A 20,315-nucleotide genomic window follows, 5' to 3' on the forward strand; every position below is an offset into this window, starting at 1 on the left:
GCCACCCGCCTTCAAAGCGGGTGGCCGCTGCGCGCCATCGAGCGCCGGAGGCCCAGTGCGAGCAGTACACCCATCGCGCCCGCCACGGCGACGATGACGGCTGCCGCCGGCCAGCCCATCGAGTCCACCGCACCGCCCACGATCAACGGGCCGATCATCTGGCCCAGATTGCTGCCCAGCATGAGCAGGCCCATCGACATGGGTACCAGCCGCGCATTCGGTGACACGATGGAAGAGGTGCCGATCAGGGTTGCAGGAAGCAGGCCGCCTGCACCCGAAAAAGCCAGGCACAGCAAGAACGCCGGCACCGCGCCGAGCACCGGCAGGAAGATGCCGATGGCCGAGAGGCCCATCAATGCGCTGGCCACGGCCGCCAGCAGCCAGCGCGCAACGCCGCGCTTCAACAGCACGCCGGCCACGAGATTGCCCGCCACATTGACGCAGCAGGCCATCGCGCTCAGCGACCCGGCTGCGGCCATGCCCACGCCCATGCGCTCGATCAGCAGCACCGGCAGAAAGCTGAAGAGCGCGAAGAACTGCAGGCTGTAGATCACGAACGAGGCCGCGATCAACGCAGGGGCACCCGCCTTTGCGGTGTCGGCTGCATCGCGCGCCATGCTGTGCCATGAAACCGCCGCGGCACTGCCGCCGGCGCTACGCGGAACGCCGAGCAGCAGCAACAACGCGAGCAGGGCCGCGAGCGCGGCATTGCCCAGCCAGAAGCCGCGCCATCCATCGAGAAGCGACCCGCTGAACAGCGCTATTGCAATGCCCGTCGGCATGAAGCAACTCCAGATTGCAAAGGCCAGGTCTTTGCCGCCGGGCGAAACCATGCGTTGCAGCACCGACGGACCGGCAATGGTGATCAGCACAAAACCCAGGCCCTCGACGATGCGGCCGGCCAGCAGCACTGCAACGCCGCCTGCCAGCGCACCCGCCGTGCTTCCCGCGGCAATGGCCATCAGCCCCGCAAGCACCAGGCGCCGGTCGCCGGCACGCGCGACCCACGCGCCAACCGGCACCGCGCCGGCCACGCCCAGCAGCGAGAACATTGCCATCAGCCAGCCGACCATCGAGAGGTCGAGCCCGAAATCGGCGCGCAACTGCGGCACTGCAATGGCGACCTTGCCGACCTGAAGGGAAGCCACCACGCCGGCGGCCACCACCAGCGCCACGCCGCGCCAGTGCGTTGAGGAAGACGAGAGGGGGAGGGCGGCGGGCGGTGCGCCGGCCATTTCGAATTGCTTCTGCATGCCGCCACTTTGCGGCGGATGCATGATCAATGAAAGCGAATAATATCGGCCAAGTCAATCGATTGAGAAGATCATGCTGGACATCCTTACGCTCGGCCAGATGCAGATGTTCGTCGCCGTGGCGGATGCCGGGAGCTTTCGCGCCGGTGCCGCGCGGCTGCACCGCGTGCAGTCGGCGGTGAGCCATGCCATTGCCAATCTTGAAGAGCAACTGCAGGTGCGGCTCTTCGACCGTTCCGGACACAAGCCGGTGCTCACGCCCACGGGCAAGGCGCTGCTGGGCGACGTGCGGGTGATCCTGTCGAAGGTCGAGGCGCTGCGCTCGCGTGCGCAGGGGCTCGAGCAAGGCATCGAGCTCGGGCTGGCGATTGCGGTAGACACGCTCTTTCCGCCGGATCTCCTGGCCAGCGCGCTGCGCGGCATGCATGCGGTCTACCCGAGCATTGCCATCCGCGTGGAATACAGCTCGATGGGCGGCACCATCGATGCATTGAGTTCGGGCCGCTGCGACCTGGCCATTGCGGCCTTCGGCCATGCCGACGAAAAAATCAGCCGCGAATTCCTGATGGCGCTGCATACGCTGGCCGTTGCGGCGCCTTCCCACGCGCTGGCCGTCCATGCGCGGCAACGCGGCGCCAAGGGCCTGGATACCGCGGCGGCAGAGCACGTGCAAATCGTGGTGGAAGACCCGAGCACGCTCAGCCAGGGCTACGACATCGACGTGCTCTCGCCTTCGACCTGGCGCGTGACCGACATGTACATCAAGCTCGCGCTGCTGCGCGCCGGCCTCGGATGGGGAAAGATGCCTTCATGGCTTGTGGCGGGCGACCTGGCCGCGGGAACCCTGGTGCAACTGCCGGTGAGTCGCATCGGCCCTGAAGGCGCGGCAAGCCAGCAGTGCCACTTTTGCCACCGCGCCGACAAGACACTCGGTGCAGGTGCCGAACTGCTGCGCGAATGCCTCAAGGCAGAGGCGAAAGCGGCGGCGCCTGGCGGCGGCGCCGCATCATCATTTCCACGAGTTCGAAGATCCCTTCGCTCAGCAGCGCCAGCGCCGCAGCCGGCAGCGCGCCCGCCAAAAGCAGTTCGCGGTCGTTGAGTGCAAGCCCGGTCACGATGCGCTCGCCGAAGCCGCCCGCGCCGATGAACGCCGCAATGGTCGCCGTGCCGATGGCAATGGCCGTGGCCGTTCGAATGCCCGCCAGCAGGGTAGGCAATGCAAGCGGCAGCAGCACCAGCCGCAGGCTCTGCGGCGGCGTCATGCCAAGTGCGGTGCCCGCCATGCGCAGGCCGTTCGGCACTTCGGCAAGGCCCGTGACCGTGTTGCGCATGATCGGCAGCAGCGAATAGAGCGTGAGCGCAATCAACGCGGGCAGCGCGCCGATGGCGCCGAGCAGCGAGATGAGCACCGCAAGCAATGCGAGCGAGGGCACCGTCTGCAGAATGCTCGCGACACCGAGCACTGCTGCCCGCAGTCGCACATGCGAGAACACCAGGATCGCGAGCGGCACGCCAATCAGGATCGCGACGCCCACCGACACCGCCACCAGCACCAGGTGCTGCCGTGTGAGCTGCCAGAGGTCGGGTCCGAACAGCTTGGCGGTGAAACCGCGCCTGGTTTCCTTCTGCTGGGCCTTGCCGCTGTTGCCACTGTTGCCGGCACCGGCCAGGAAGTCGCGCGCAATCGCATCGAAGGGCACGCTCTGCAGTTCGGCGCGCGCGTTCATCGCAATCATCGCGCGCTCGTCGATGCGGCCTTCGAGCGCCTGCAGCGCGGCCCACGCCTTGGGCAGCCGCGTGGGCAGGTCGAGCCGGTACAGCAGCACGGCGTCGTAGCGCGGAAAGTAGCTCTTGTCGTCTTCGAGCACGCGCAGGCCGAGATGGTCGATCTTGGCATCGGTGGTGTAGATGTCGATCGCGTCGATCTGCTTCGCGGCCACCGCTTCGTAGGCCAGCCCATGGTCGAGGCCGGTCGGCGTCTGCGTGAAGCCGTAGCGTGCGGCAAGGCCCTTCCACCCGTCGGCGCGGCCGATGAACTCGTTCGACAGGCCGAGCTTGAGCTCGGGGTGGCGCGCCAGGTCGCTCAGTGTGCGCAGGCCCAGCCGTTCGGCGTCGGCTGCGCGCACCGCCAGCGCATAGCCGTCGTTGAAGCCCAGCGGAACGGCCACGCCAAGGCCCAGCGGCGCCAATGCCGCATTCATGGCCTCGCGTGTTTCGGTCGGCGAACCCTTGAGGATTTCGAGCGCAATGGTGCCGGTGTATTCGGCGTACACATCGATGGCACCCGAGCGCAGCGCCTCGTAGACGATGGCGGTGTTGCCCAGGCCCTGCCGCACCACGGGCGGCGATGCGCTGTGCGGCGCCGCCGTCTGCGCCAGCAGCTCGGCCAGGATGTACGACTCCGTGAAGCGCTTGGAACCGACGCGCAGCGGGCCTTCGCCGGGTTGCGCCGATGCAGCGGCGCCGAGCCCGGCAAGGGTGAGCAACAACAGGGCGGTGCGCAAGATGCGGTGAGGCAGGTGCATCGGGCGCCAGTGTATAGAGATCGAAGGGCTTCGGGGGCACCCGCCAATCTCCTACAAACCTTGGTGCGGGCTACCGATGCGTTGAAGAAGCAGACTCATCCATAGTGCTTGCCATGAACAAGAAAACCCATCTCCCGCCCGGCCCTGACGTTCACGGCCTGCGCGAACTCCCGGGGCTGCGGGTGGAGGGCTACAGCCTTCAGCTCCGCGACAAGGACGGCTTTGTGGGCGACCAGGCCAGCCAGACAGCGTTCAGGGAGCTGCTCGAGCGCTGGCGCAAGCGCCGCCGCAAGACCGGTACCGACCCGCTGGGCAAGGAACACTCGCGTGACCTCAGCAAGAAGCAGCTCGACCGCGTGCTGAAAAAGACCTCGGCAGCCGGCGACCTGATGCACGGCGCCATCGAGGAATTTGCCGAAGAGCTGGCCTTCGTGATCCAGCGCTTCACGCGGCAGCCCTCATGGAAGAAGGTGGAGCGCATCGTGGTGGGCGGCGGCTTCATCGAGAGCGACGTGGGCGAACGCGCCATTCTGCAGACGGCCGCAATCATCGAAGACATGGGCCTGCACGTTCAGCTCGGCCGCCTGTCGCACGACGTCGACGACGGCGGCCTGATCGGCTGGGTGCACCTGACGCCGCCCGCCATGCTGAAGAAGCACGACGCCATCCTGGCGGTGGACATTGGCGGCACCAATGTGCGCTGCGGCATCGTGAAGACGCGCCGGAACAAGGCACGCGACCTGTCGATGGCCAAGGTCGTGCGGAGGGAGAAGTGGCGCCACGCCGACGAAGAGCCCAACCGCACCGACATGGTCGAGCGCATCGCGCTCATGCTCGAGGACATGGTTCGCTACTGCGAGCGCAAGGACATCAGCCTGGCGCCTTTCATCGGCATTGCGTGCCCTGGCCTCATCCGCAAGGACGGCTCGATAGAACGCGGCACGCAGAACCTGCCCGGCGACTGGGAAAGCCGCGCGTTTCACCTGCCCAGTGCGCTGTGGCGGCGAATGCCGATGATCGGCTCCGGCCCTACGCTCATCCTCATGCACAACGACGCGGTGGTGCAGGGATTGAGCGAGTTGCCGTTCATGCGCGACGTCTGCCACTGGGGCGTGCTGACGATCGGCACCGGCCTGGGCAACGCGAGCTTCACGAATACCTTCTAGCCAGGGGCTGCGGACGCCGGCGGAACATTGCCGCCGAGGGCCTTGTAGACGGCCACCAACCCCACCGCCAGACGGCTCGTGCTTTGCGCCTGGTCGCGCCGTGCCTGCAGCAGCGTGCGGCGGGCGTCGAGCTCGACACCGAAATCCGTAAGCCCGTTGGCATAGCGCGCATGCGCCAGCGTGAGCGCGTCGCGGCTGTGGCGTTCGCGCTCGGCCAGCTCGGCGTGGCGCTGGCGTTCTGCGGCATAGGCATTCAGCGCGGAATCGATTTCGTGCCACGCCTTGAGCACGGTCTGCTGAAAGGCCACGGCGGCCTCCTGCTGCTGCAGTTCGCGCAGGGTGACCGTGCTCCGGCGCCGGCCATTGTCGAAGATGGGCAGGCTGATGGAGGGGCCGACATGCCACTGCCGGCTGCCCCATTCGCCGAAACGTTCGCTGCCCACCGATTCGAAACCGAAGCCCGCGCCCAGTGTCACGCGCGGATAGAGATCCGCCACAGCCACGCCGATGCGCGCAGTGGCGGCATGCAGCTGCGCCTCCGCCGCGGCAATGTCGGGCCGGCGGCGCGCCACGTCCGACGGCAGGCCGAGGGCGAGCTCGGGCAGCGGCGGTACCTGCAGTGTCTCGGGCGCTTCGCGCGCGAGTTCGGCTGGCGGTCCGGCAAGCTCGGCGTTCAGCGTACCGGGCGTGGAGCCGGTCAGCAGCGTGATCTGGTTCATCGCCTGCGCCTCCTGCTGCAGCAGCGCCGGAATGCGTGCCTTCAGTTCGGCCAGTTGCGTGCGCTGGCGCGTCGGGTCCAGATCGGTGACCAGGCCGCCATTGGCGCGCGCCTGCACCAGTTCGAGAGATTCGGCCGCGGCTTCGATGTCGGCGCGCGCCAAGCGCAACTCGCGCTGTGCGCCGCGCAATTCGAAGTAGTTGCGCGCCACCTCGGCCTGCACGCTCAGCTGCACCTGGCGCAACAGCGCTGCCGATGCACCCGTGTCTGCATCGGCGGCCTCGATGCTGCGGCGCACGCGGCCCCACAGGTCGATTTCCCAGGATGCGTCGAAGCCGGCCTGGTAGAGGTTGTAGGGTTCGCTGAGCGTGCGGATCAGCTGGTCGCGGTTGGACGCCGGCGAACCCAGCGCATCGATCATTCGCGTCGCTGTACCGCTCTCGCTTTGCCGTTGCCGGCTGATGCCTGCGCTGGCATTGAGTTGCGGGCCTTGCTGCGCGGCCGTCGCCGTGCGTTGCACGCGGCTTTGTGCGAAGCGCAGGGCGGCGGTCTGCAGTTCGTGGTTGGCCGTGAGCGCAAGCGCCTGCAGGCGGTCGAGCAGCGGATCATTGAAGGCTTTCCAGTCGCCGGACGCAACGGCCGTGTGCGCCGCAGTTCGCTCAGCTCCCAGGAGCCCCGGCGAGCCGCCGTGCCATGCGGACCAATCCGCCGGCGCCTGCGCCTGTGCGGGCCGGTGGTCGGGCCCCACAGCACACCCCGCAAGAAGTAGCGCGAGGGCGGAACAGGAGAAGGACAAGAGGAGGGTTCGTGGTGCGGACATACGAGGCTCCCGGGTTCAGGTCAGGCGATGGCGAAAAAGCCAGGCCGCCAGCGGCAGCGTGACAAGGGCAATGACAGAAAGCGGAATCAGGTTGTGCCACACCGTTGCCAGCCCCACGCCCTCCAGGTACACACGCTGCACCAGGTCGATCGCAAAGCGCAGCGGGTTGGCCATGGTGATGACCTGCAGTACGTGCGGCATGTTGCGCACCGGCGTGGTCAGGCCTGACAGCAGCATCATCGGCATCAGCAGCACGAAGGTGTAGAGCATGGCCTGCTGCATGTTGGCCGACACCGCCGAGATCGACAGGCCGATGCCCACGCTGGCCACGGTGAAGAAGACCAGCCCGGTATAGAGCGTGGCCAGCGAGCCCGCCATCGGAATGCCGAACCAGAGCAGCGCCACCAGCAGAATGAGTGTCGACTGTGCAAGGCCGACCAGCACCGGCGGCAGCGCCTTGCCGATCATGATTTCGAGCGGCGACATCGGCGTGACCAGCAATTGGTCGAAGGTGCCTTGCTCGCGCTCGCGTGCCACCGAAAGCGCGGTGAGCAGCAGCGTCTGCAGCATGCTGAGCGCGGCGATCAGGCCGGGCAGCAGGTTCCACCGCGTCTCGAGGTTCGGGTTGAACCAAGCGCGCGATTCGATGGTGAGCGGGGCCATTGGCGCCCCGGCGCGCGTGCGCAGTTCGGCGTTGTAGCGTTCGACCACCGAGCCCACGTAGCCGGCCGCCGAGCCCGCCGTGTTCGAGTTGCGGGCATCCAGGATCAGCTGGATGGCCGCGGGCTGGCCGGCGCTGAGCAACTGCTCGAAGTTGGGCGCAATCTGTATCACCATCAGCGCCTTCTCGGTGTCGATCACCTCGCGGATATCGGCCTGCGTGCGCAGCGTGGCCACCCGATGAAAGACGCCGGTGCTGTCCAGGTGCGCAATCAGCTCCGTCGACGCACCCGTGCGGCTCTGGTCGAGCAGGGCATAGGGCACGTTCGAAAGGTCGTACGTGGCGCCGTACCCGAAGATGAGGCTTTGCATGATGGCCGGAACGAACAGGATCACGCGGCTTGCCGGGTCCTTGAGAATGGCAAGCAGCTCCTTGCGGCAGAGGTTGGCGATGCGCAGCAGAAAATCGGTCATGGGGCGCCTTCCGTCAGTCGAGGCTCTTGCGCGTGACGGCGCGGGCAAGCAGCAGCAGCCCGACCGCATAGGCCGCGAGGATTGCGCAGTTGCGCAAGATCAGAGGCCAGACGTCGCCGGCGAGAAACAGTGTCTTGATCAGGTCCATGAAGTAGGTGGCCGGCAGCACATGGCCGATGGCGCGCACCACGGCAGGCACATTGCGCAGGTCGAACAAAAAGCCCGACAGCATCATCGAAGGCATGAAGGTTGCGATCAGCGCCACCTGGCTCGCGAGAAACTGATTGCGCGTGACGGACGAGATCACGAGGCCAAGGCTCACCGCCACGATCAGGTAGAGCATCGAACTGAGCACCACCGCGAACGGCGAGCCGACCATGGGCACCGCGAACAGAAAGCGAGCGGCCAGCAGGCACAGGGCCAGGCCCAGCATGCCCACCGCAAAGTACGGAATGATCTTGGCCAGCAGTATTTCTACCGGGCGCACGGGCGTGACGAACAGCGCCTCGAGCGTGCCGCGCTCCCATTCGCGTGCCATGACCAGTGCGGTGAGAAACGCGCCGACCAGCGTCATGATGAGCACGATGAGCCCGGGTACCAGGTACCAGGTGCTGGTGTTCGCGGTGTTGAACCACATGCGCTGCTCCACCGTCACCCGGCCGATGACGGGGGCGTCTGCGCCGGTGGTGCGCCCGCCGCGGTCGGCCTGCCGCACGGCCGTTTGCGCGAGAGCGCCGCTTACGTAGGCCAGGATGATGGTCGCGCGCCCGGCGTCCGCGCCGTGCACGATGAGCTGCACGCGCGCGTTGCCCGCGGCCAGCGAGCGCGAAAAGTCCGCCGGCACGCGCACGATGCCGTCGATCTTGCGCTCGCGCATCAACGCCTCGGCGTCGTGCATGGAGCCGAGCAGCACGGGCGCGATGGTGGGCGAGAGCTGCAGGCCGGCAATGGCTTCATGCGCCGTGGGCGACGAGTCTTCGAGCACCACGCCCACCGGTGCGTTCTTCACGTCGAGCGACATACCGTAGCCGAAGATCAGGATCAGCACCATCGGCAGCAGGATGCCGATGGCCAGGTTGCTTCGGTCGCGCAGCAACTGGCGAAACTCCTTGCGCGTGAGCGAGATGAGCCGGGTCCAGAAGCCGCTCATGCCGCCACCTTCTCGCTTTCCTTCTCGCTTTTTATATGGCGCTCTTGCCGACGCGCTTTCTCGACGATTCCGATGAAGGCCTGTTCCATGTCGATGCGCTGTTCTTCCCGCTCACCGTCGAGCGCCTGCGCCCGCACTTCGAGCGGGGTGCCGATGGCCAGCACCTTGCCCGCGTCCTGGATCACGATGCGGTCGCAGTATTCCGCCTCTTCCATGAAGTGGGTCGTGATGACGACGGTGGTGCCGCCTTCGGCCAGCGCCGTGATGCGGCGCCAGAACTCGCGGCGCGCGAGCGGGTCGGCGCCGCTGGTGGGTTCGTCCAGAAAGAGAATCTCGGGTTCGTGCAGCAGGCCCGTCGCCATGGCAAGGCGCTGCTTGTAGCCGCCGGGCAGCTGTCCGCTGGGCGCGTCGAGTTCCCGCTCCAGGTCGAACTGGCGCAGCACGGTGTCCATGCGCGCCTGCAGCTTCTGTCCGCGCAGGCCGTAGGCGCCGCCGAAGAACGAAAGGTTCTCGCGCACGGTAAGGTTGCCGTAGAGCGCGAATTTCTGCGACACGTAGCCGATGCGCTGCCGGGCCTGCGCGCGCGCATGGCGCAAGTCGACGCCGGCCACGCGCAACTGGCCGCCGCTGGCGGGCAGCAGGCCGCAGAGCATGCGAAAGGTGGTGGTCTTGCCCGCGCCGTTGGGCCCGAGCAGGCCGAAGATTTCGCCGCGCCGCACGGAGAAGCTGGTGCTCGCCACGGCCACGAAGTCGCCGAAGCGGCGCACCAGGTCTTTCACTTCGATGACCACTTCGCCGGGCTCGCCCGCGGCCGGGGCAAGGCTATCGGCCACCGCTGGTTGCGCTACTGCAGCGGGTGCCTGCTGCGTGCGCAGCAGCGTCATGAAGCCGTCTTCAAGCCGGGGCGGCACCGGTTCGGCACGGGCGCCGGCCAGCAGCGCCGCAAGCGCCGCATCGCCGGTGCCGGGCCGGCGGATGAAGCGCACCTCGCCGCCGTGCGGAACGGCATCGACGATGTCTTGCTGCGCATCGAGCAGGCGGGCCTGCATCAGGCGCGGTGCCTCGCCCGGCGGCGGCGTGGCGACGAAGCACAGGCCCTCGGCGCGGTCGCGGATCTCGGCCGGCGTGCCTTCTGCAATCAGCTGGCCTTCGCGCAGCACGAACACATGGCTGCAGCGCTCGGCCTCGTCGAGGTAAGCGGTGCTCACGATGACGGAAAGTTTTTCTTCGTCGACCAGCTGCTGAACGATCTGCCAGAGCTCGCGCCGCGAGAGCGGGTCAACACCCACGGTGGGCTCGTCGAGCAGCAGCAGGTCGGGCGAGCGCACCAGCGTGCAGGCCAGGCCGAGCTTCTGCTTCATGCCGCCTGACAATTTGCCCGCGGGGCGGTCGGTAAAGCGGCCGAGGTCGGTCATTTCCATCAGCCGCGCATAGCGGTCGCGCCGCTGCGTAGGCGGCACGCCGTGCAAGTCGGCGTAGAGGTCGAGGTTCTCCTGCACGCTCAGGTCTTCGTAGAGGCCGAAGCGCTGGGGCATGTAGCTGATGCGGTCCTGCACCGCCTGCGGGTCGGCGGATACATCGATGCCCAGCACGCGCAGTTCGCCTTCGTCGGCGCGCATCAGGCCGGCCATGAGCCGCAGCAGCGTCGTCTTGCCCGCGCCGTCGGGCCCGACCAGCGCGGTGAGCGTGCCGGCAGGAATTTCGAGCGACACGCCGTCGAGCGCGTGCACGGCTGTCTTCGACGCCTTGACCGTGAAGCGCTTGTGCAGCGAGCGTCCGCTGACGGCCGGCTCAGCGCGCAGCATTCAACGTCCCTCCTGGCATGCGGCCTTGCTCCTTCCCCTCTCGGGGGAAGGTTGGGATGGGGGCAGGGCAGAGCGCCCGATGGACACGCTGCTTGCCCCCACCCCAGCCCTCCCCCGGAAGGGGAGGGAGCAATGCGCGACGACGAGCGATGAGGTTCGTCATCACGGCCTGCCGTTCGAAGTCAGCTGCAGCCGCACGGTCGCCGGCATGCCGAGCCGCAGCCGGTCTTCCTTGTCGTCGACCATCACGCGTATTTCATACACGAGGCTGCTTCGCAGCTCTTCGGTCTGCACCGTCTTGGGCGTGAACTCGGCCACCGACGAGATGTAGCCCACCTTGCCAGCCACCGGCTGGTCGGGTTGGCTGTCTGTGGTCACGCTTGCCTGCTGCCCGGGGCGCACGCGGCCCAGGTTGGGTTCGGCCACATAGGCGCGCACCCACTTGGGATCGGTGATGGCCAGCGTGAAGGCCGGGCGCTGCGGCGAGGCCATATCGCCGGGTTCGAGCAGGCGGGCGCGCACCACGGCATCGATGGGCGACTTGAGCTCGGCTTCTGCCAGCTGGTGATTCATGAGCGCGAGGTCGGCGCGGGCCGATTCGAGCTGCGCCTGCGCCTGCGCGATGTCTTCCTTGCGCGGGCCGGCCACCGCGAGCTGCTGTGCCTTGCGGGCGTTGTCCAGCTGCGCCAGCGCCACCTTGCGGCGGGCCTGAGCGCTGTCGAGGTCTTGCTGGCTCACGGCGCGGCCGGCCGTGGTCTGGCCGATGGCCTGCAGGCGCGCGAGCTGCTGCTGCGCCAGGTCGGCATCGGCCTGCGCGGCGGCCACCTGGGCGCCGGCCTGCGCCAGTTCTTCGGGGCGGCTGCCGGTCTTCAGGCGCAGAAGGGCCTGCTCCTGCACGCCGATGCGCGCCTGCGACTGCGCCACGCGCAGCGCGAGCGAGCGGGTGTCGAGCTTGCCGAGCAACTGCCCGGCGCGCACACGGTCGCCTTCGCGTACGGCGAGTTCCGCCACGCGCTCATTCGCGTTGAAAGCCAGCGAGACCTGGCGCACATCGACATTGCCGTACAGCACGAGCGTGTCGGATGGCGGAGCCGAGCGATGGACGTACCACCAGCCGCCCGCCGCGGAAGCGAGCGCCACGAGGGCAACGGCGATGAGAGGTTTCTTGTTCATGAGCGGTTCCTGCCGGGTTCCAGACTTGGAGTAGCCGCATGTTATCAAATTGAAATTTGAATTTGAAGTATTTTTTCATTTCGTTTAACCTTGGGCTATGGCTTCCCGCTCTTCCAGCACCCGTTCTCCCGCTCCACGCTCCACTGCCGCGCGCACCCCCCGCACCGACGGAAACGCCACCCGACTGCACATCCTCGAGACGGCAGGCCAGCTGTTCGCGGAGCGCGGCTTTGCCGAAAGCACCAGCAAAGAGATCTGCACCCGCGCCGGCACCAACATGGCCGCCGTCAACTACCACTTCGGCAGCAGGGACGGGTTGTACGAAGCCGTGCTCATCGAGGCGCACCGCCAGCTCGTGAGCATGGACGAGCTGGTCAGCCTGGCCAGCGTGCAGGCCGACCCCCGGCTCAAGCTGCGCACCTTTCTCACGCACCTGATGGAGATGGGCAGCCAGCCCAAGGCGCCCTGGGGATTCCGCGTGGTGCTGCGCGAGGCGCTGTCGCCTTCACCGGCGCTGCCGGTGATGGTGCGCCAGGCGGTGCTTCCCAAGGCCAAGCTGATCCGCGGCCTGATCGGCGGCATCATGGGCCTGCCGGACGATCATCCCTCGGTGCAGCGGGCCATGCTTTTCGTGGTGCTGCCCTGCATCGTGATGACGGTCGCCCCGAAGGACTTGCGCAACGAAGTGCTGCCGGCGCTGAAGAACGCCGAAGGCCTGGCGGACGACCTGATGCGATACGTTTTCGCCGGCCTCGATGCCGTCGCGAAGGAAGCGAAGGCCGCAACGCCCGCCGCTGCTACAGCTGGAAAGCGACGGTAAGCAGCAGCCCCTCGGCCACGTCGCGCAAGAGGCCCGGCCGCCGCGCGCGATAGGGTTCGCCGGCGGAAGCCGTGGTTTCGATCCACTCGGCCAGCCAGTCGATTTCATGCGGGCCGTAGAACACCACGGCCGCCTCGTGGTTGAGCAGCAGGCTGCGCAGGTCGAGGTTGATCGATCCGCACATGGCCAGTTCGTTGTCGACCACCACTGCCTTGGCATGCGCCATGAAGGGCAGCATGCGAAAGCTCACGCCCGCGCGGGCCAGGTCGCGCATGGCGCGTGCGCGCACGAAATCCGCCAGGCGGTGATTCGACTGCGCGGGCATGGCGATGGTGACCTGCACGCCGCGCCGCGCGGCAAGCCGCAGCGCATCGCGCAGCCCGTCGCCGGGCACGAAGTAGGGCGTGATGGCAAGCACGCGGTGCTCGGCCCGAAAGCACGCATCGATCAGCAGCGCATGGGCGGTGTCTTCGGTCTGGTCCGGGCCGCTCGGCAGGAACTGCGCCATGGCGCAGCCTGGACCTTCCTCCACATCTTCGGCCGTGATGGCGCGTGCCTTGCGGCCACGCACCGAGCTCCAGTCATGGTCGAACTGACGGGCCGCCGCGGCAGCCACGCTGCCGCGCAGGTCGAACGAAAGATCGTGCCAGGCCTGGGGGTGCCTTTCGTTGCCGGTGAAGTATTCGCCCGCCAGGTTGCGCCCGCCCGACCACAGCCAGCCGTCGTCGGCAATGGTGCACTTGCGGTGGTTGCGCAGGTTGCGCGGGCCGATGCGGCGCAGGCTGAAGAAGGGGCGAAACACCGCAATCTCGCCGCCCGCCGACCGCAGCATTTCGAAGTGGCGGCGCGGCAGCGTGAGCGCGCCAAAACCGTCGAGCAGTACGCGCACCTTGATGCCTTCGCGCGCGCGCTGCGCCAACCGCTCGATGACAGCGCGGCCCATGGCGTCGTCGCCGATGATGAAGGTGCACACATCGATCCGCTCGCGCGCACCGTCGATCACCTGCCAGAGCGCCTCGCGCGCGGCCTCGCCGTCGGCATGCAGGCGGATTGCGCAGCGCCCGGGCGGCGCAAGGCCGAAGCTCTCGATCAGGTCGGCCGCCCAGTGCCCCGGCGGCACCGAGCGCGGCGGCCGCGGCGAGCCCGCCGGGCGCAGCTTGCGCTGACCGAACAGCAGGTAGGCCGGCAGGATCAGGTAGGGCATGAGCACCAGCCCCATGACCCAGGCAATGGCGGTGGTGGGCGCGCGTTGTTCGCGGCGCGCGCGGGTGGTCAGTATGTAGACCAGCAGCGCGAAGGTGACGACAAGAAAATGCTGTGACGGTGAAGGCAGCCAGTCGAAGCTCGTGTTCGGCATGCGGCAATGATGCCTGAGGACCGGGTGCCGCCGCCAGCGATCAGCGGGGCATCAAAAACGAGGCCACGTCGCGCCCCTCCGAGGCGAGAAAGCGCATCATCGGCTCGACCACCGTCCGCACCGCGGGCCGCTCGCCCATGCGGCTGCGCCAGGCCAGCAGCCGCGGTGTGGCCCCGGTCATGCGGGCACCCTTGCGGTCGGCAAAGATGCAGGCCATGTAGAAGGCGATGTCGGCAAAGGAATACGGGCCGGCGAGGTATTCGCGAGTGGCCAGCAGGCCTTCCATCTCGTCGTAGAAGCGCGTGCAGGCGGCGCAGGCTGCAACGGCCGGGGCGCTCTGCATGTCGTGCTGCAGGCCGAAGAGCCTGATCACGTTGGGGAAGAAGACCTCGTCGGACTTCTGCTCCAGTTGCCGCGCGCGGGCCCGGTCGGCAATGCCCTGGGGCCACAGCGCGAGGTGCGCGGGGCCCGGGTAGCGGTCTTCGAGGTATTCGAAGATCTGCGTCGAGTCGAACAGCTCGACTTGGTCGTCGATGAGCACCGGCACCTGCTGCTTGACGGGGTTCACGCGCAGCACCTCGGGGTGCTTGGGCTCGTAGGCGTCGTCCTTGGTGAACGGCACCATCACCAGTTCGAATTCGATGCCTTTTTCGAGCGCGGCGATCTGCACCTTCGCGCCGAACATGCTGAGGGGGCCTGAGTAGATGGTCGTCATGTTGCCAATTTGACCAGAAGAGGCGCTCGGGCCCCCGCCAAGGGGGCCGCGTTGTTTCAGGTCGAGCCCCACACCTCTTGCGCCGTCTCGACCACCAGGCGCAGCTTGTTGCGTTGCGCTTCCACCGCAATGTTGTTGCCGTGCACCGTGCTCGAGAAGCCGCACTGCGGCGACAGTGCGAGCTGTTCGAGCGGCGCGTACTTGGCGGCGTCCTCGATGCGGCGCTTGAGCTCGTCCTTGTCTTCCATCTCGCCGAACTTGGTGGTCACGAGGCCCAGCACCACGGTCTTGCCCTTGGGCAGGTAGCGCAGTGGCTTGAAGTCGCCCGAACGCGCGTCGTCGTATTCCATGAAGTAGGCGTCCAGGTCCATCTCCTTCAAGAGCGCCTCGGCCACGGGCTCGTAGTTGCCCGCCGCGGCGTGCGTGCTCTTGAAGTTGCCGCGGCACAGGTGCATGGCCAGCAGCATGCCCGGCGGCTTCTGCGCCACCACCTTGTTGATGAAGGCCGCGTAGCGGTGCGGCAGCTCGTTCGGGTCGTCGCCGCGCTTGCGTGCGGCTTCGCGCATGTGCTCATCGCACAGGTACGCCAGGTTGGTGTCGTCCATCTGCACGTAGGTGCAGCCGGCAGCGGCCAGCGAGCGCAGTTCGTCGCCATAGGCCTTGGCCACGTCGTCGTAGAACACGGGGTCGAGCTCTGGATACGCGTCCTTGCTGATGCCGGCACGCCCGCCGCGAAAGTGCAGCATCGTCGGCGAGGGAATGGTCACCTTCGGCGTGCGGCCCGCGGACACCTGGCTCTTCAGGTATTGGAAGTCGGCCAGCTGGATGTCCTTGACGTGGCGCACCTTGTCGATCACGCGCATTGCGGGCGGCGCGAGTTCCTCGGTGCCGTCGGGCTTGCGGATGGTGACCGGAATGTCGGTCTTCACGCCACCGAGCTGGTCGAGAAAGTCGATGTGGAAATACGTGCGGCGGAACTCGCCGTCGGTGATGCTCTTCAGGCCGATGTCTTCCTGGAACTTGACGATCTCGGTGATGGCCTTGTCTTCGACCTTGCGCAGTTGCTCGGGCGTGATCTCGCCCTTGGCGTTTTGCTCGCGTGCTTCGAGCAGGTATTTGGGACGCAGAAAACTGCCGACGTGGTCATAGCGGGCGGGCAGGGCGGCGTGCTGGGACATTGAATATCTCCGTCGTGGCTGTAAACGAATCGAGCATCGTATCGCCTTGGAAACTTGGACGCCTGTATACATCAATCTACGTGTTTACCCTGAATTTGCTGATTTTCAGTGGAATTTTTCTATTTTCTGTATACATTGAGTATTCATGAAGACGCCAAAGCCCACTTTCCCGCTGAACGCCTGGTATGCCGCCGCTTACGACGTCGAAGTGCGTCACGCGCTGCTGCCGCGCACCATCTGCAATGAAAAACTGGTGATGTTCCGCCGCACCGACGGCCAGGTCGCCGCGCTCGAAGATGCCTGCTGGCACCGGCTGATGCCGCTGTCGCTCGGCAAGCTCGAAGGCGACGAGGTGGTGTGCGGCTATCACGGCCTGGTCTACAACAGCCAAGGCCGCTGCACCCACATGCCCAGCCAGGAAACGCTCAATCCCTCGGCCTGCGTGCGCAGCTTTCCGGTGGTGGAGAAGCACCGCTTCGTCTGGATCTGGCCCGGCGATCCGGCCAAGGCCGATCCGGCGTTGGTGCCCGACATGCACTGGAACGACGACCCGGCCTGGGCCGGCGACGGCAAGATGATTCGCGTGGCGTGCGACTACCGCCTGGTGGTCGACAACCTCATGGACCTGACGCATGAGACTTTCGTGCACGGCTCTTCCATCGGCAACCGCGAAGTGGCCGAGGCCCCCTTCGTTGCCACGCACGGCGACCGTTCGGCCACAGTGACGCGCTGGATGGAAAACATCGACCCGCCGCCGTTCTGGGGCGGCCAGATCCGCCATGCACGCAGCTACTTCGGCAAGGTGGACCGCTGGCAGATCATCCGCTTCGAAGGGCCATGCACCGTGAACATCGACGTCGGTGTGGCCGAGGCGGGCAGCGGCGCGGTGCCGAAGGACGGCAACCCCGGCGACCGCAGCAGGGGCGTGAACGGCTATGTGCTGAACACCATCACGCCCGAGACGGACAAGACCTGCCTCTACTTCTGGGCCTTTGCGCGCAACTATTGCCTGGGCGAACAGCGGCTCACGCACGAGCTGCGCGAAGGCGTGGCCGGCATCTTCCGCGAGGACGAGATCGTGCTCGAGGCGCAGCAGAAGGCGATGGACGAGCGGCCGGACCACCAGTTCTACAACCTCAACATCGACGCCGGTTCGATGTGGGCGCGGCGCCTGATCGACCGGATGATCGACAAGGAAAAGCCCGCGCGCGCCGCGATTCCGATCCGCCCCGCCGAGAAGCAGGCCGCATGAAGGCCGCGGCCACTTCCCCTGTATCGCCTATCGAAGCCGGCGACGGCGGCAGCTCGCAGGCCGTGAAGGCGCAGCTGCGCTTGCGCGAAATGATTTTGGCCGGCGAACTGCCGGGCGGTGCGCGCATTGCAGAGGTGGCCATCTCCGAGCAGCTCGGCGTTTCGCGCACGCCGGTGCGCAGCGCGCTCATGCGGCTGGAGCAAGAAGGCCTGCTCGAGGCGCTGCCCAACGGCGGCTATGCGGTGCGTACGTTTTCCGAACGCGACGTGGCCGATGCCATCGAGCTGCGCGGCACGCTCGAAGGCCTGGTGGCGCGGCTTGCGGCCGAGCGCGGCGCGGCGCCGGTGGTGCTGCGCGAGGCGCGTGCCTGCCTGGCACGCATCGACGAACTGCTGCGCGAACCCGCGCTCGACGATGCGGCGTTTTCGCGCTACGTCACGCACAACGAGAAGTTTCATTCGCTGCTGTGCGAAATGGCGGCAAGCCCGGTCATTGCGCAGCAGCTCGACCGCGTGATCAACCTGCCCTTCGCATCGCCTTCGGGCTTTGTCGTCGTGCAGGCCAATTCGCCCGCCGCGCGCGACATGCTCGTCATTGCGCAAGACCAGCACTTGCAGGTGCTCGACGCCATCGAGGCCGGCGAGGGCTCGCGCGCCGAGGCGCTGATGCGCGAGCACAGCCGCATTGCGCGCCGCAACCTGCGCGAGGCGCTGCACGGCACCCCCGGCGCCGAGCGGCGTGCGCTGCCCGGCGTGCAGTTGATCCGCCGGCGCGGCTGAGCGAGCGGCTTTCTCTTCCTTTTTCCTGTTGGTGTCCCCCGATGAAAAGCGATCTTCAATGGATGCAGGCGCAGGTCGTTGCGCTGCGCGACGTCACGCCCACGGTGCGCGAGTTCGAACTTCGGCCGGAGCCGGGCTTTGCCGCCACCTACGACCCCGGTTCGCACCTGCAGGTGCAGGTGATGACGGCACAGGGCAAGCTGCAGACACGCTCTTACTCGCTGGTGGGCGAGGGCGACGGCCAGTGCTGGCGCATTGCCGTGAAGCGGCTCGACGACGGCCGGGGCGGCTCGCTCGCGATGTGGCGCCTCGCCGTGGGCGACCGGCTGCAGGTGAGCGCCCCGCAGAATCACTTTCCCCTGGCCACCAGCGCACCGGGCTACCTGCTGGTGGCCGGCGGCATCGGCATTACGCCTCTGGTGCTGATGGCCGAGCGCCTGGGCGACCATGCGCGGCGCACCGGTGTGCCCGTGAAGATGCTCTATGGCGCGCGCCATGCCGGAGAGTTCGCTTACCTCGACCGGTTGCGCCAAGCGTTGGGCGATGGCGTTGCGGCGCATGAAGGCGCCGCACCCATCGACTTTGCAGCGGCCATCGCCGAGTTGCCGCAAGGCGGCCAGCTCTACACCTGCGGCCCGGTGCCCATGCTCGAAGCCGTCAAGCGCGCCTGGCAAGCCGCGGGCCGCGCCCCGGCGGACCTGCGCTTCGAAACCTTCGGCAGCAGCGGGCGCCTTGCGACGCAGGCTTTTACGGTGCGCATTCCGCGGCACGACCTGGCGATTACCGTGCCGGCCGATTGCACCTTGCTCGAAGCGCTGGACGCCGCCGGCGTGGAAACCCTCTCGGACTGCAAGCGCGGCGAGTGCGGCTTGTGCGCCATGGACGTGCTCGCCGTCGACGGAGAGGTCGACCACCGCGACGTGTTCCTGAGCGAACACGAGAAGCAGGCGGCCACTCGCATTTGCGCCTGCGTGTCGCGTGCCGTGGGCACCCTCACGCTCGACTCTTCGTACCGGCCCGACAGCTGAAAACCCGCTGCGCGATCATCGCGCAGTTCATTTGTTCATCGCGCAACAAAGCCCCGCGTCCGAGGCGGAGTAGGTGATTGCCTGCTCCGCCGCATGTTGCAAAGTGTTGAAAAATAGCCCGGTATTTCGCATTCGTCCTTCAAGGAAAAAACTTCATGCAAAGACGCCACCTCATCCAGACCGCAGGCCTCACGGCGCTTGCGCTTTCCATGTCGCTTGCCAACGCGCAAGACAGCAACAAGTTCAAGATCGGCCTCATCCTGCCCATGACCGGGCAGCAGGCCTCCACCGGCCGGCAGATCGAAGCGGCCGCCCGGCTGTACATGGCGCAGAACGGCGACACCGTTGCGGGCAAGAAGATCGAGCTGATCGTCAAGGACGACGTGGCCACGCCGGACGTGACCAAGCGCCTTGCGCAGGAACTCATCGTCAACGACAAGGTGAACGTGATCGCCGGCTTCGGCGTCACGCCGGCCGCGCTGGCCGCCGCGCCGCTGGCCACGCAATCGAAGACGCCGCAGGTCGTGATGGCCGCGGCCACATCGAGCATCACCGAAGCCTCGCCCTACATCGTGCGCAGCAGCTTCACGCTGCCGCAGGTTTCGGTGGCCATGGGCGACTGGGCGCCGAAGAACGGCGTGAAGTCGGTCGTGACGCTGGTGGCCGACTACGGCCCGGGCAACGATGCCGAGAAGTTCTTCACCGAGCGATTCCAGCTCAATGGCGGCAAGGTGGTCGAGAAGCTGCGCGTGCCGCTGCGCAACCCCGACTTCGCGCCGTTCCTGCAGAAGGTGCGCGACCTGAAGCCCGATGCGCTGTTCGTCTTTGTGCCTTCGGGCGCGGGCGCGGCGGTGATGAAGCAGTTTATCGAGCGCGGCATGGACAAGGCCGGCATCCGCATGATTGCCACCGGCGACGTGACCGATGACGATCAGCTCAACGACATGGGCGATGGCGCGCTGGGCGTGGTCACCTCGCACCACTACTCGACCGCGCATCCTTCGCCCGCCAACAAGAAGTTTGTCGAGGCTTTCCAGAAGGCCAACCCGAAAATGCGCCCCAACTTCATGGCCGTGGGCGGCTATGACGGCATGCGCGTGATCTACGAAGCCCTGAAGGCGACCAAGGGGCAGGGCGGCGGCGACGCGCTGCTCGCAGCCATGAAGGGCCAGATCTTCGAGAGCCCGCGCGGTCCGGTGTACATCGATGCGCAGACGCGCGACATCGTGCAGGACGTGTACCTGCGCAAGGTCGAGAAGAAGGACGGGCAGCTCTACAACGTCGAGTTCGATGTGATCAAGGGTGTGAAGGATCCGGGCAAGGCGAAGTAATTGCCTTCAGGGCGCGCACCCGCCGACGGGGTACCTTTCTCCGCGAATGTCCCCCGGGGCTGCGCCCCTCCTCCTTTATTTCGCTGCGCAAGGCACCCCATCGACGGGTGC

General features: G+C 67.0%; 16 protein-coding genes and 1 pseudogene. 7 read left to right on the forward strand and 10 right to left on the reverse strand.

Annotation, left to right across the window (positions count from 1 at the left end):
* Positions 1 to 11: 11 nt before the first annotated feature.
* The gene (locus QHG62_RS06065; protein ID WP_281149960.1) at positions 12 to 1,253 is read right to left on the reverse strand and encodes an MFS transporter; all 1,242 of its coding nucleotides are present in this window, start codon (positions 1,251 to 1,253) and stop codon (positions 12 to 14) included.
* Positions 1,254 to 1,359: 106 nt separating this feature from the next.
* On the opposite strand from QHG62_RS06065, the pseudogene QHG62_RS06070 reads away from it, so the two are divergent.
* Positions 1,360 to 2,169 (forward strand): annotated as a pseudogene (locus QHG62_RS06070) (LysR family transcriptional regulator); the annotation flags it as partial.
* Positions 2,170 to 2,215: 46 nt separating this feature from the next.
* On the opposite strand, the gene QHG62_RS06075 reads toward QHG62_RS06070, so the two are convergent.
* Complete coding sequence (locus QHG62_RS06075) at positions 2,216 to 3,778, reverse strand: glycine betaine ABC transporter substrate-binding protein (RefSeq protein WP_281149961.1); 1,563 nt, start codon at positions 3,776 to 3,778, stop codon at positions 2,216 to 2,218.
* Positions 3,779 to 3,891: 113 nt separating this feature from the next.
* On the opposite strand from QHG62_RS06075, the gene QHG62_RS06080 reads away from it, so the two are divergent.
* A complete protein-coding gene (locus QHG62_RS06080; protein ID WP_281149962.1) occupies positions 3,892 to 4,944 on the forward strand; it encodes an ROK family protein in 1,053 nt (350 codons plus the stop codon).
* Here the strand turns inward: QHG62_RS06080 and QHG62_RS06085 are convergent.
* The 5 genes from QHG62_RS06085 to QHG62_RS06105 all read right to left on the reverse strand — a co-directional run bounded on the left by QHG62_RS06085 (position 4,941) and on the right by QHG62_RS06105 (position 11,744).
* Positions 4,941 to 6,482, reverse strand: coding sequence for an efflux transporter outer membrane subunit (locus QHG62_RS06085; protein WP_281149963.1), 1,542 nt, complete (start codon positions 6,480 to 6,482; stop codon positions 4,941 to 4,943). The genes QHG62_RS06080 and QHG62_RS06085 overlap by 4 nt on opposite strands.
* A gap of 15 nt (positions 6,483 to 6,497) precedes the next feature.
* Positions 6,498 to 7,616 (reverse strand): ABC transporter permease, encoded by a 1,119-nt coding sequence (locus QHG62_RS06090; protein ID WP_281149964.1) that lies wholly within the window; start codon positions 7,614 to 7,616, stop codon positions 6,498 to 6,500.
* A 13-nt stretch (positions 7,617 to 7,629) separates the two neighbouring features.
* Positions 7,630 to 8,766 carry an ABC transporter permease gene (locus tag QHG62_RS06095; protein WP_281149965.1) on the reverse strand — a complete coding sequence of 379 codons (1,137 nt, stop codon included), beginning with the start codon at positions 8,764 to 8,766 and terminating at the stop codon, positions 7,630 to 7,632.
* Positions 8,763 to 10,571 carry an ATP-binding cassette domain-containing protein gene (locus QHG62_RS06100; RefSeq protein ID WP_281149966.1) on the reverse strand — a complete coding sequence of 603 codons (1,809 nt, stop codon included), beginning with the start codon at positions 10,569 to 10,571 and terminating at the stop codon, positions 8,763 to 8,765. The genes QHG62_RS06095 and QHG62_RS06100 overlap by 4 nt, the downstream gene beginning before the upstream one ends.
* Before the next feature lie 162 nt (positions 10,572 to 10,733).
* Positions 10,734 to 11,744 (reverse strand): HlyD family efflux transporter periplasmic adaptor subunit, encoded by a 1,011-nt coding sequence (locus QHG62_RS06105; protein WP_281149967.1) that lies wholly within the window; start codon positions 11,742 to 11,744, stop codon positions 10,734 to 10,736.
* Between the two features lie 97 nt (positions 11,745 to 11,841).
* On the opposite strand from QHG62_RS06105, the gene QHG62_RS06110 reads away from it, so the two are divergent.
* Positions 11,842 to 12,564, forward strand: coding sequence for a TetR/AcrR family transcriptional regulator (locus tag QHG62_RS06110; protein ID WP_281149969.1), 723 nt, complete (start codon positions 11,842 to 11,844; stop codon positions 12,562 to 12,564).
* Here QHG62_RS06110 and QHG62_RS06115 read toward each other — a convergent pair.
* From QHG62_RS06115 to QHG62_RS06125, 3 genes are read right to left on the reverse strand one after another with little or no spacing between them, the layout of a single operon-like run.
* Positions 12,542 to 13,921, reverse strand: coding sequence for a phospholipase D-like domain-containing protein (locus QHG62_RS06115; protein ID WP_281149970.1), 1,380 nt, complete (start codon positions 13,919 to 13,921; stop codon positions 12,542 to 12,544). The two genes, QHG62_RS06110 and QHG62_RS06115, sit on opposite strands and share 23 nt — an antisense overlap.
* Before the next feature lie 40 nt (positions 13,922 to 13,961).
* Entirely contained in the window at positions 13,962 to 14,636 is a 675-nt protein-coding gene (locus tag QHG62_RS06120) for a glutathione S-transferase family protein (protein ID WP_281149971.1), read from the reverse strand.
* A gap of 56 nt (positions 14,637 to 14,692) precedes the next feature.
* Positions 14,693 to 15,814 carry a 5-methyltetrahydropteroyltriglutamate--homocysteine S-methyltransferase gene (locus QHG62_RS06125; protein WP_281149972.1) on the reverse strand — a complete coding sequence of 374 codons (1,122 nt, stop codon included), beginning with the start codon at positions 15,812 to 15,814 and terminating at the stop codon, positions 14,693 to 14,695.
* 145 nt (positions 15,815 to 15,959) lie between these two features.
* Between QHG62_RS06125 and QHG62_RS06130 the strand changes: the two genes are divergently transcribed.
* From QHG62_RS06130 to QHG62_RS06145, 4 genes are all read left to right on the forward strand, one after another.
* Entirely contained in the window at positions 15,960 to 17,066 is a 1,107-nt protein-coding gene (locus QHG62_RS06130; RefSeq protein WP_281149973.1) for an aromatic ring-hydroxylating dioxygenase subunit alpha, read from the forward strand.
* Positions 17,063 to 17,845, forward strand: coding sequence for a GntR family transcriptional regulator (locus QHG62_RS06135; protein WP_281149974.1), 783 nt, complete (start codon positions 17,063 to 17,065; stop codon positions 17,843 to 17,845). Before QHG62_RS06130 ends, QHG62_RS06135 begins: the two co-directional genes overlap by 4 nt.
* Before the next feature lie 41 nt (positions 17,846 to 17,886).
* The gene (locus QHG62_RS06140; protein WP_281149975.1) at positions 17,887 to 18,873 is read left to right on the forward strand and encodes a PDR/VanB family oxidoreductase; all 987 of its coding nucleotides are present in this window, start codon (positions 17,887 to 17,889) and stop codon (positions 18,871 to 18,873) included.
* Between the two features lie 155 nt (positions 18,874 to 19,028).
* On the forward strand, positions 19,029 to 20,204 hold the full coding sequence (locus QHG62_RS06145) for an ABC transporter substrate-binding protein (protein WP_281149976.1): 1,176 nt from the start codon (positions 19,029 to 19,031) through the stop codon (positions 20,202 to 20,204).
* The last annotated feature ends 111 nt before the right edge of the window (positions 20,205 to 20,315 follow it).

The organism is Variovorax paradoxus (assembly GCF_029919115.1).
Lineage (GTDB): Bacteria > Pseudomonadota > Gammaproteobacteria > Burkholderiales > Burkholderiaceae_C > Variovorax > Variovorax paradoxus_O.

What these genes read in the sequence shown, in the direction of transcription:
- QHG62_RS06065 (WP_281149960.1), bottom strand. Translation starts at nt 1,253, where the DNA reads ATGCAGAAGCAATTCGAAATGGCCGGCGCACCGCCCGCCGCCCTCCCC.
- QHG62_RS06075 (WP_281149961.1), bottom strand. Translation starts at nt 3,778, where the DNA reads ATGCACCTGCCTCACCGCATCTTGCGCACCGCCCTGTTGTTGCTCACC.
- QHG62_RS06080 (WP_281149962.1), top strand. Translation starts at nt 3,892, where the DNA reads ATGAACAAGAAAACCCATCTCCCGCCCGGCCCTGACGTTCACGGCCTG.
- QHG62_RS06085 (WP_281149963.1), bottom strand. Translation starts at nt 6,482, where the DNA reads ATGTCCGCACCACGAACCCTCCTCTTGTCCTTCTCCTGTTCCGCCCTC.
- QHG62_RS06090 (WP_281149964.1), bottom strand. Translation starts at nt 7,616, where the DNA reads ATGACCGATTTTCTGCTGCGCATCGCCAACCTCTGCCGCAAGGAGCTG.
- QHG62_RS06095 (WP_281149965.1), bottom strand. Translation starts at nt 8,766, where the DNA reads ATGAGCGGCTTCTGGACCCGGCTCATCTCGCTCACGCGCAAGGAGTTT.
- QHG62_RS06100 (WP_281149966.1), bottom strand. Translation starts at nt 10,571, where the DNA reads ATGCTGCGCGCTGAGCCGGCCGTCAGCGGACGCTCGCTGCACAAGCGC.
- QHG62_RS06105 (WP_281149967.1), bottom strand. Translation starts at nt 11,744, where the DNA reads ATGAACAAGAAACCTCTCATCGCCGTTGCCCTCGTGGCGCTCGCTTCC.
- QHG62_RS06110 (WP_281149969.1), top strand. Translation starts at nt 11,842, where the DNA reads ATGGCTTCCCGCTCTTCCAGCACCCGTTCTCCCGCTCCACGCTCCACT.
- QHG62_RS06115 (WP_281149970.1), bottom strand. Translation starts at nt 13,921, where the DNA reads ATGCCGAACACGAGCTTCGACTGGCTGCCTTCACCGTCACAGCATTTT.
- QHG62_RS06120 (WP_281149971.1), bottom strand. Translation starts at nt 14,636, where the DNA reads ATGACGACCATCTACTCAGGCCCCCTCAGCATGTTCGGCGCGAAGGTG.
- QHG62_RS06125 (WP_281149972.1), bottom strand. Translation starts at nt 15,814, where the DNA reads ATGTCCCAGCACGCCGCCCTGCCCGCCCGCTATGACCACGTCGGCAGT.
- QHG62_RS06130 (WP_281149973.1), top strand. Translation starts at nt 15,960, where the DNA reads ATGAAGACGCCAAAGCCCACTTTCCCGCTGAACGCCTGGTATGCCGCC.
- QHG62_RS06135 (WP_281149974.1), top strand. Translation starts at nt 17,063, where the DNA reads ATGAAGGCCGCGGCCACTTCCCCTGTATCGCCTATCGAAGCCGGCGAC.
- QHG62_RS06140 (WP_281149975.1), top strand. Translation starts at nt 17,887, where the DNA reads ATGAAAAGCGATCTTCAATGGATGCAGGCGCAGGTCGTTGCGCTGCGC.
- QHG62_RS06145 (WP_281149976.1), top strand. Translation starts at nt 19,029, where the DNA reads ATGCAAAGACGCCACCTCATCCAGACCGCAGGCCTCACGGCGCTTGCG.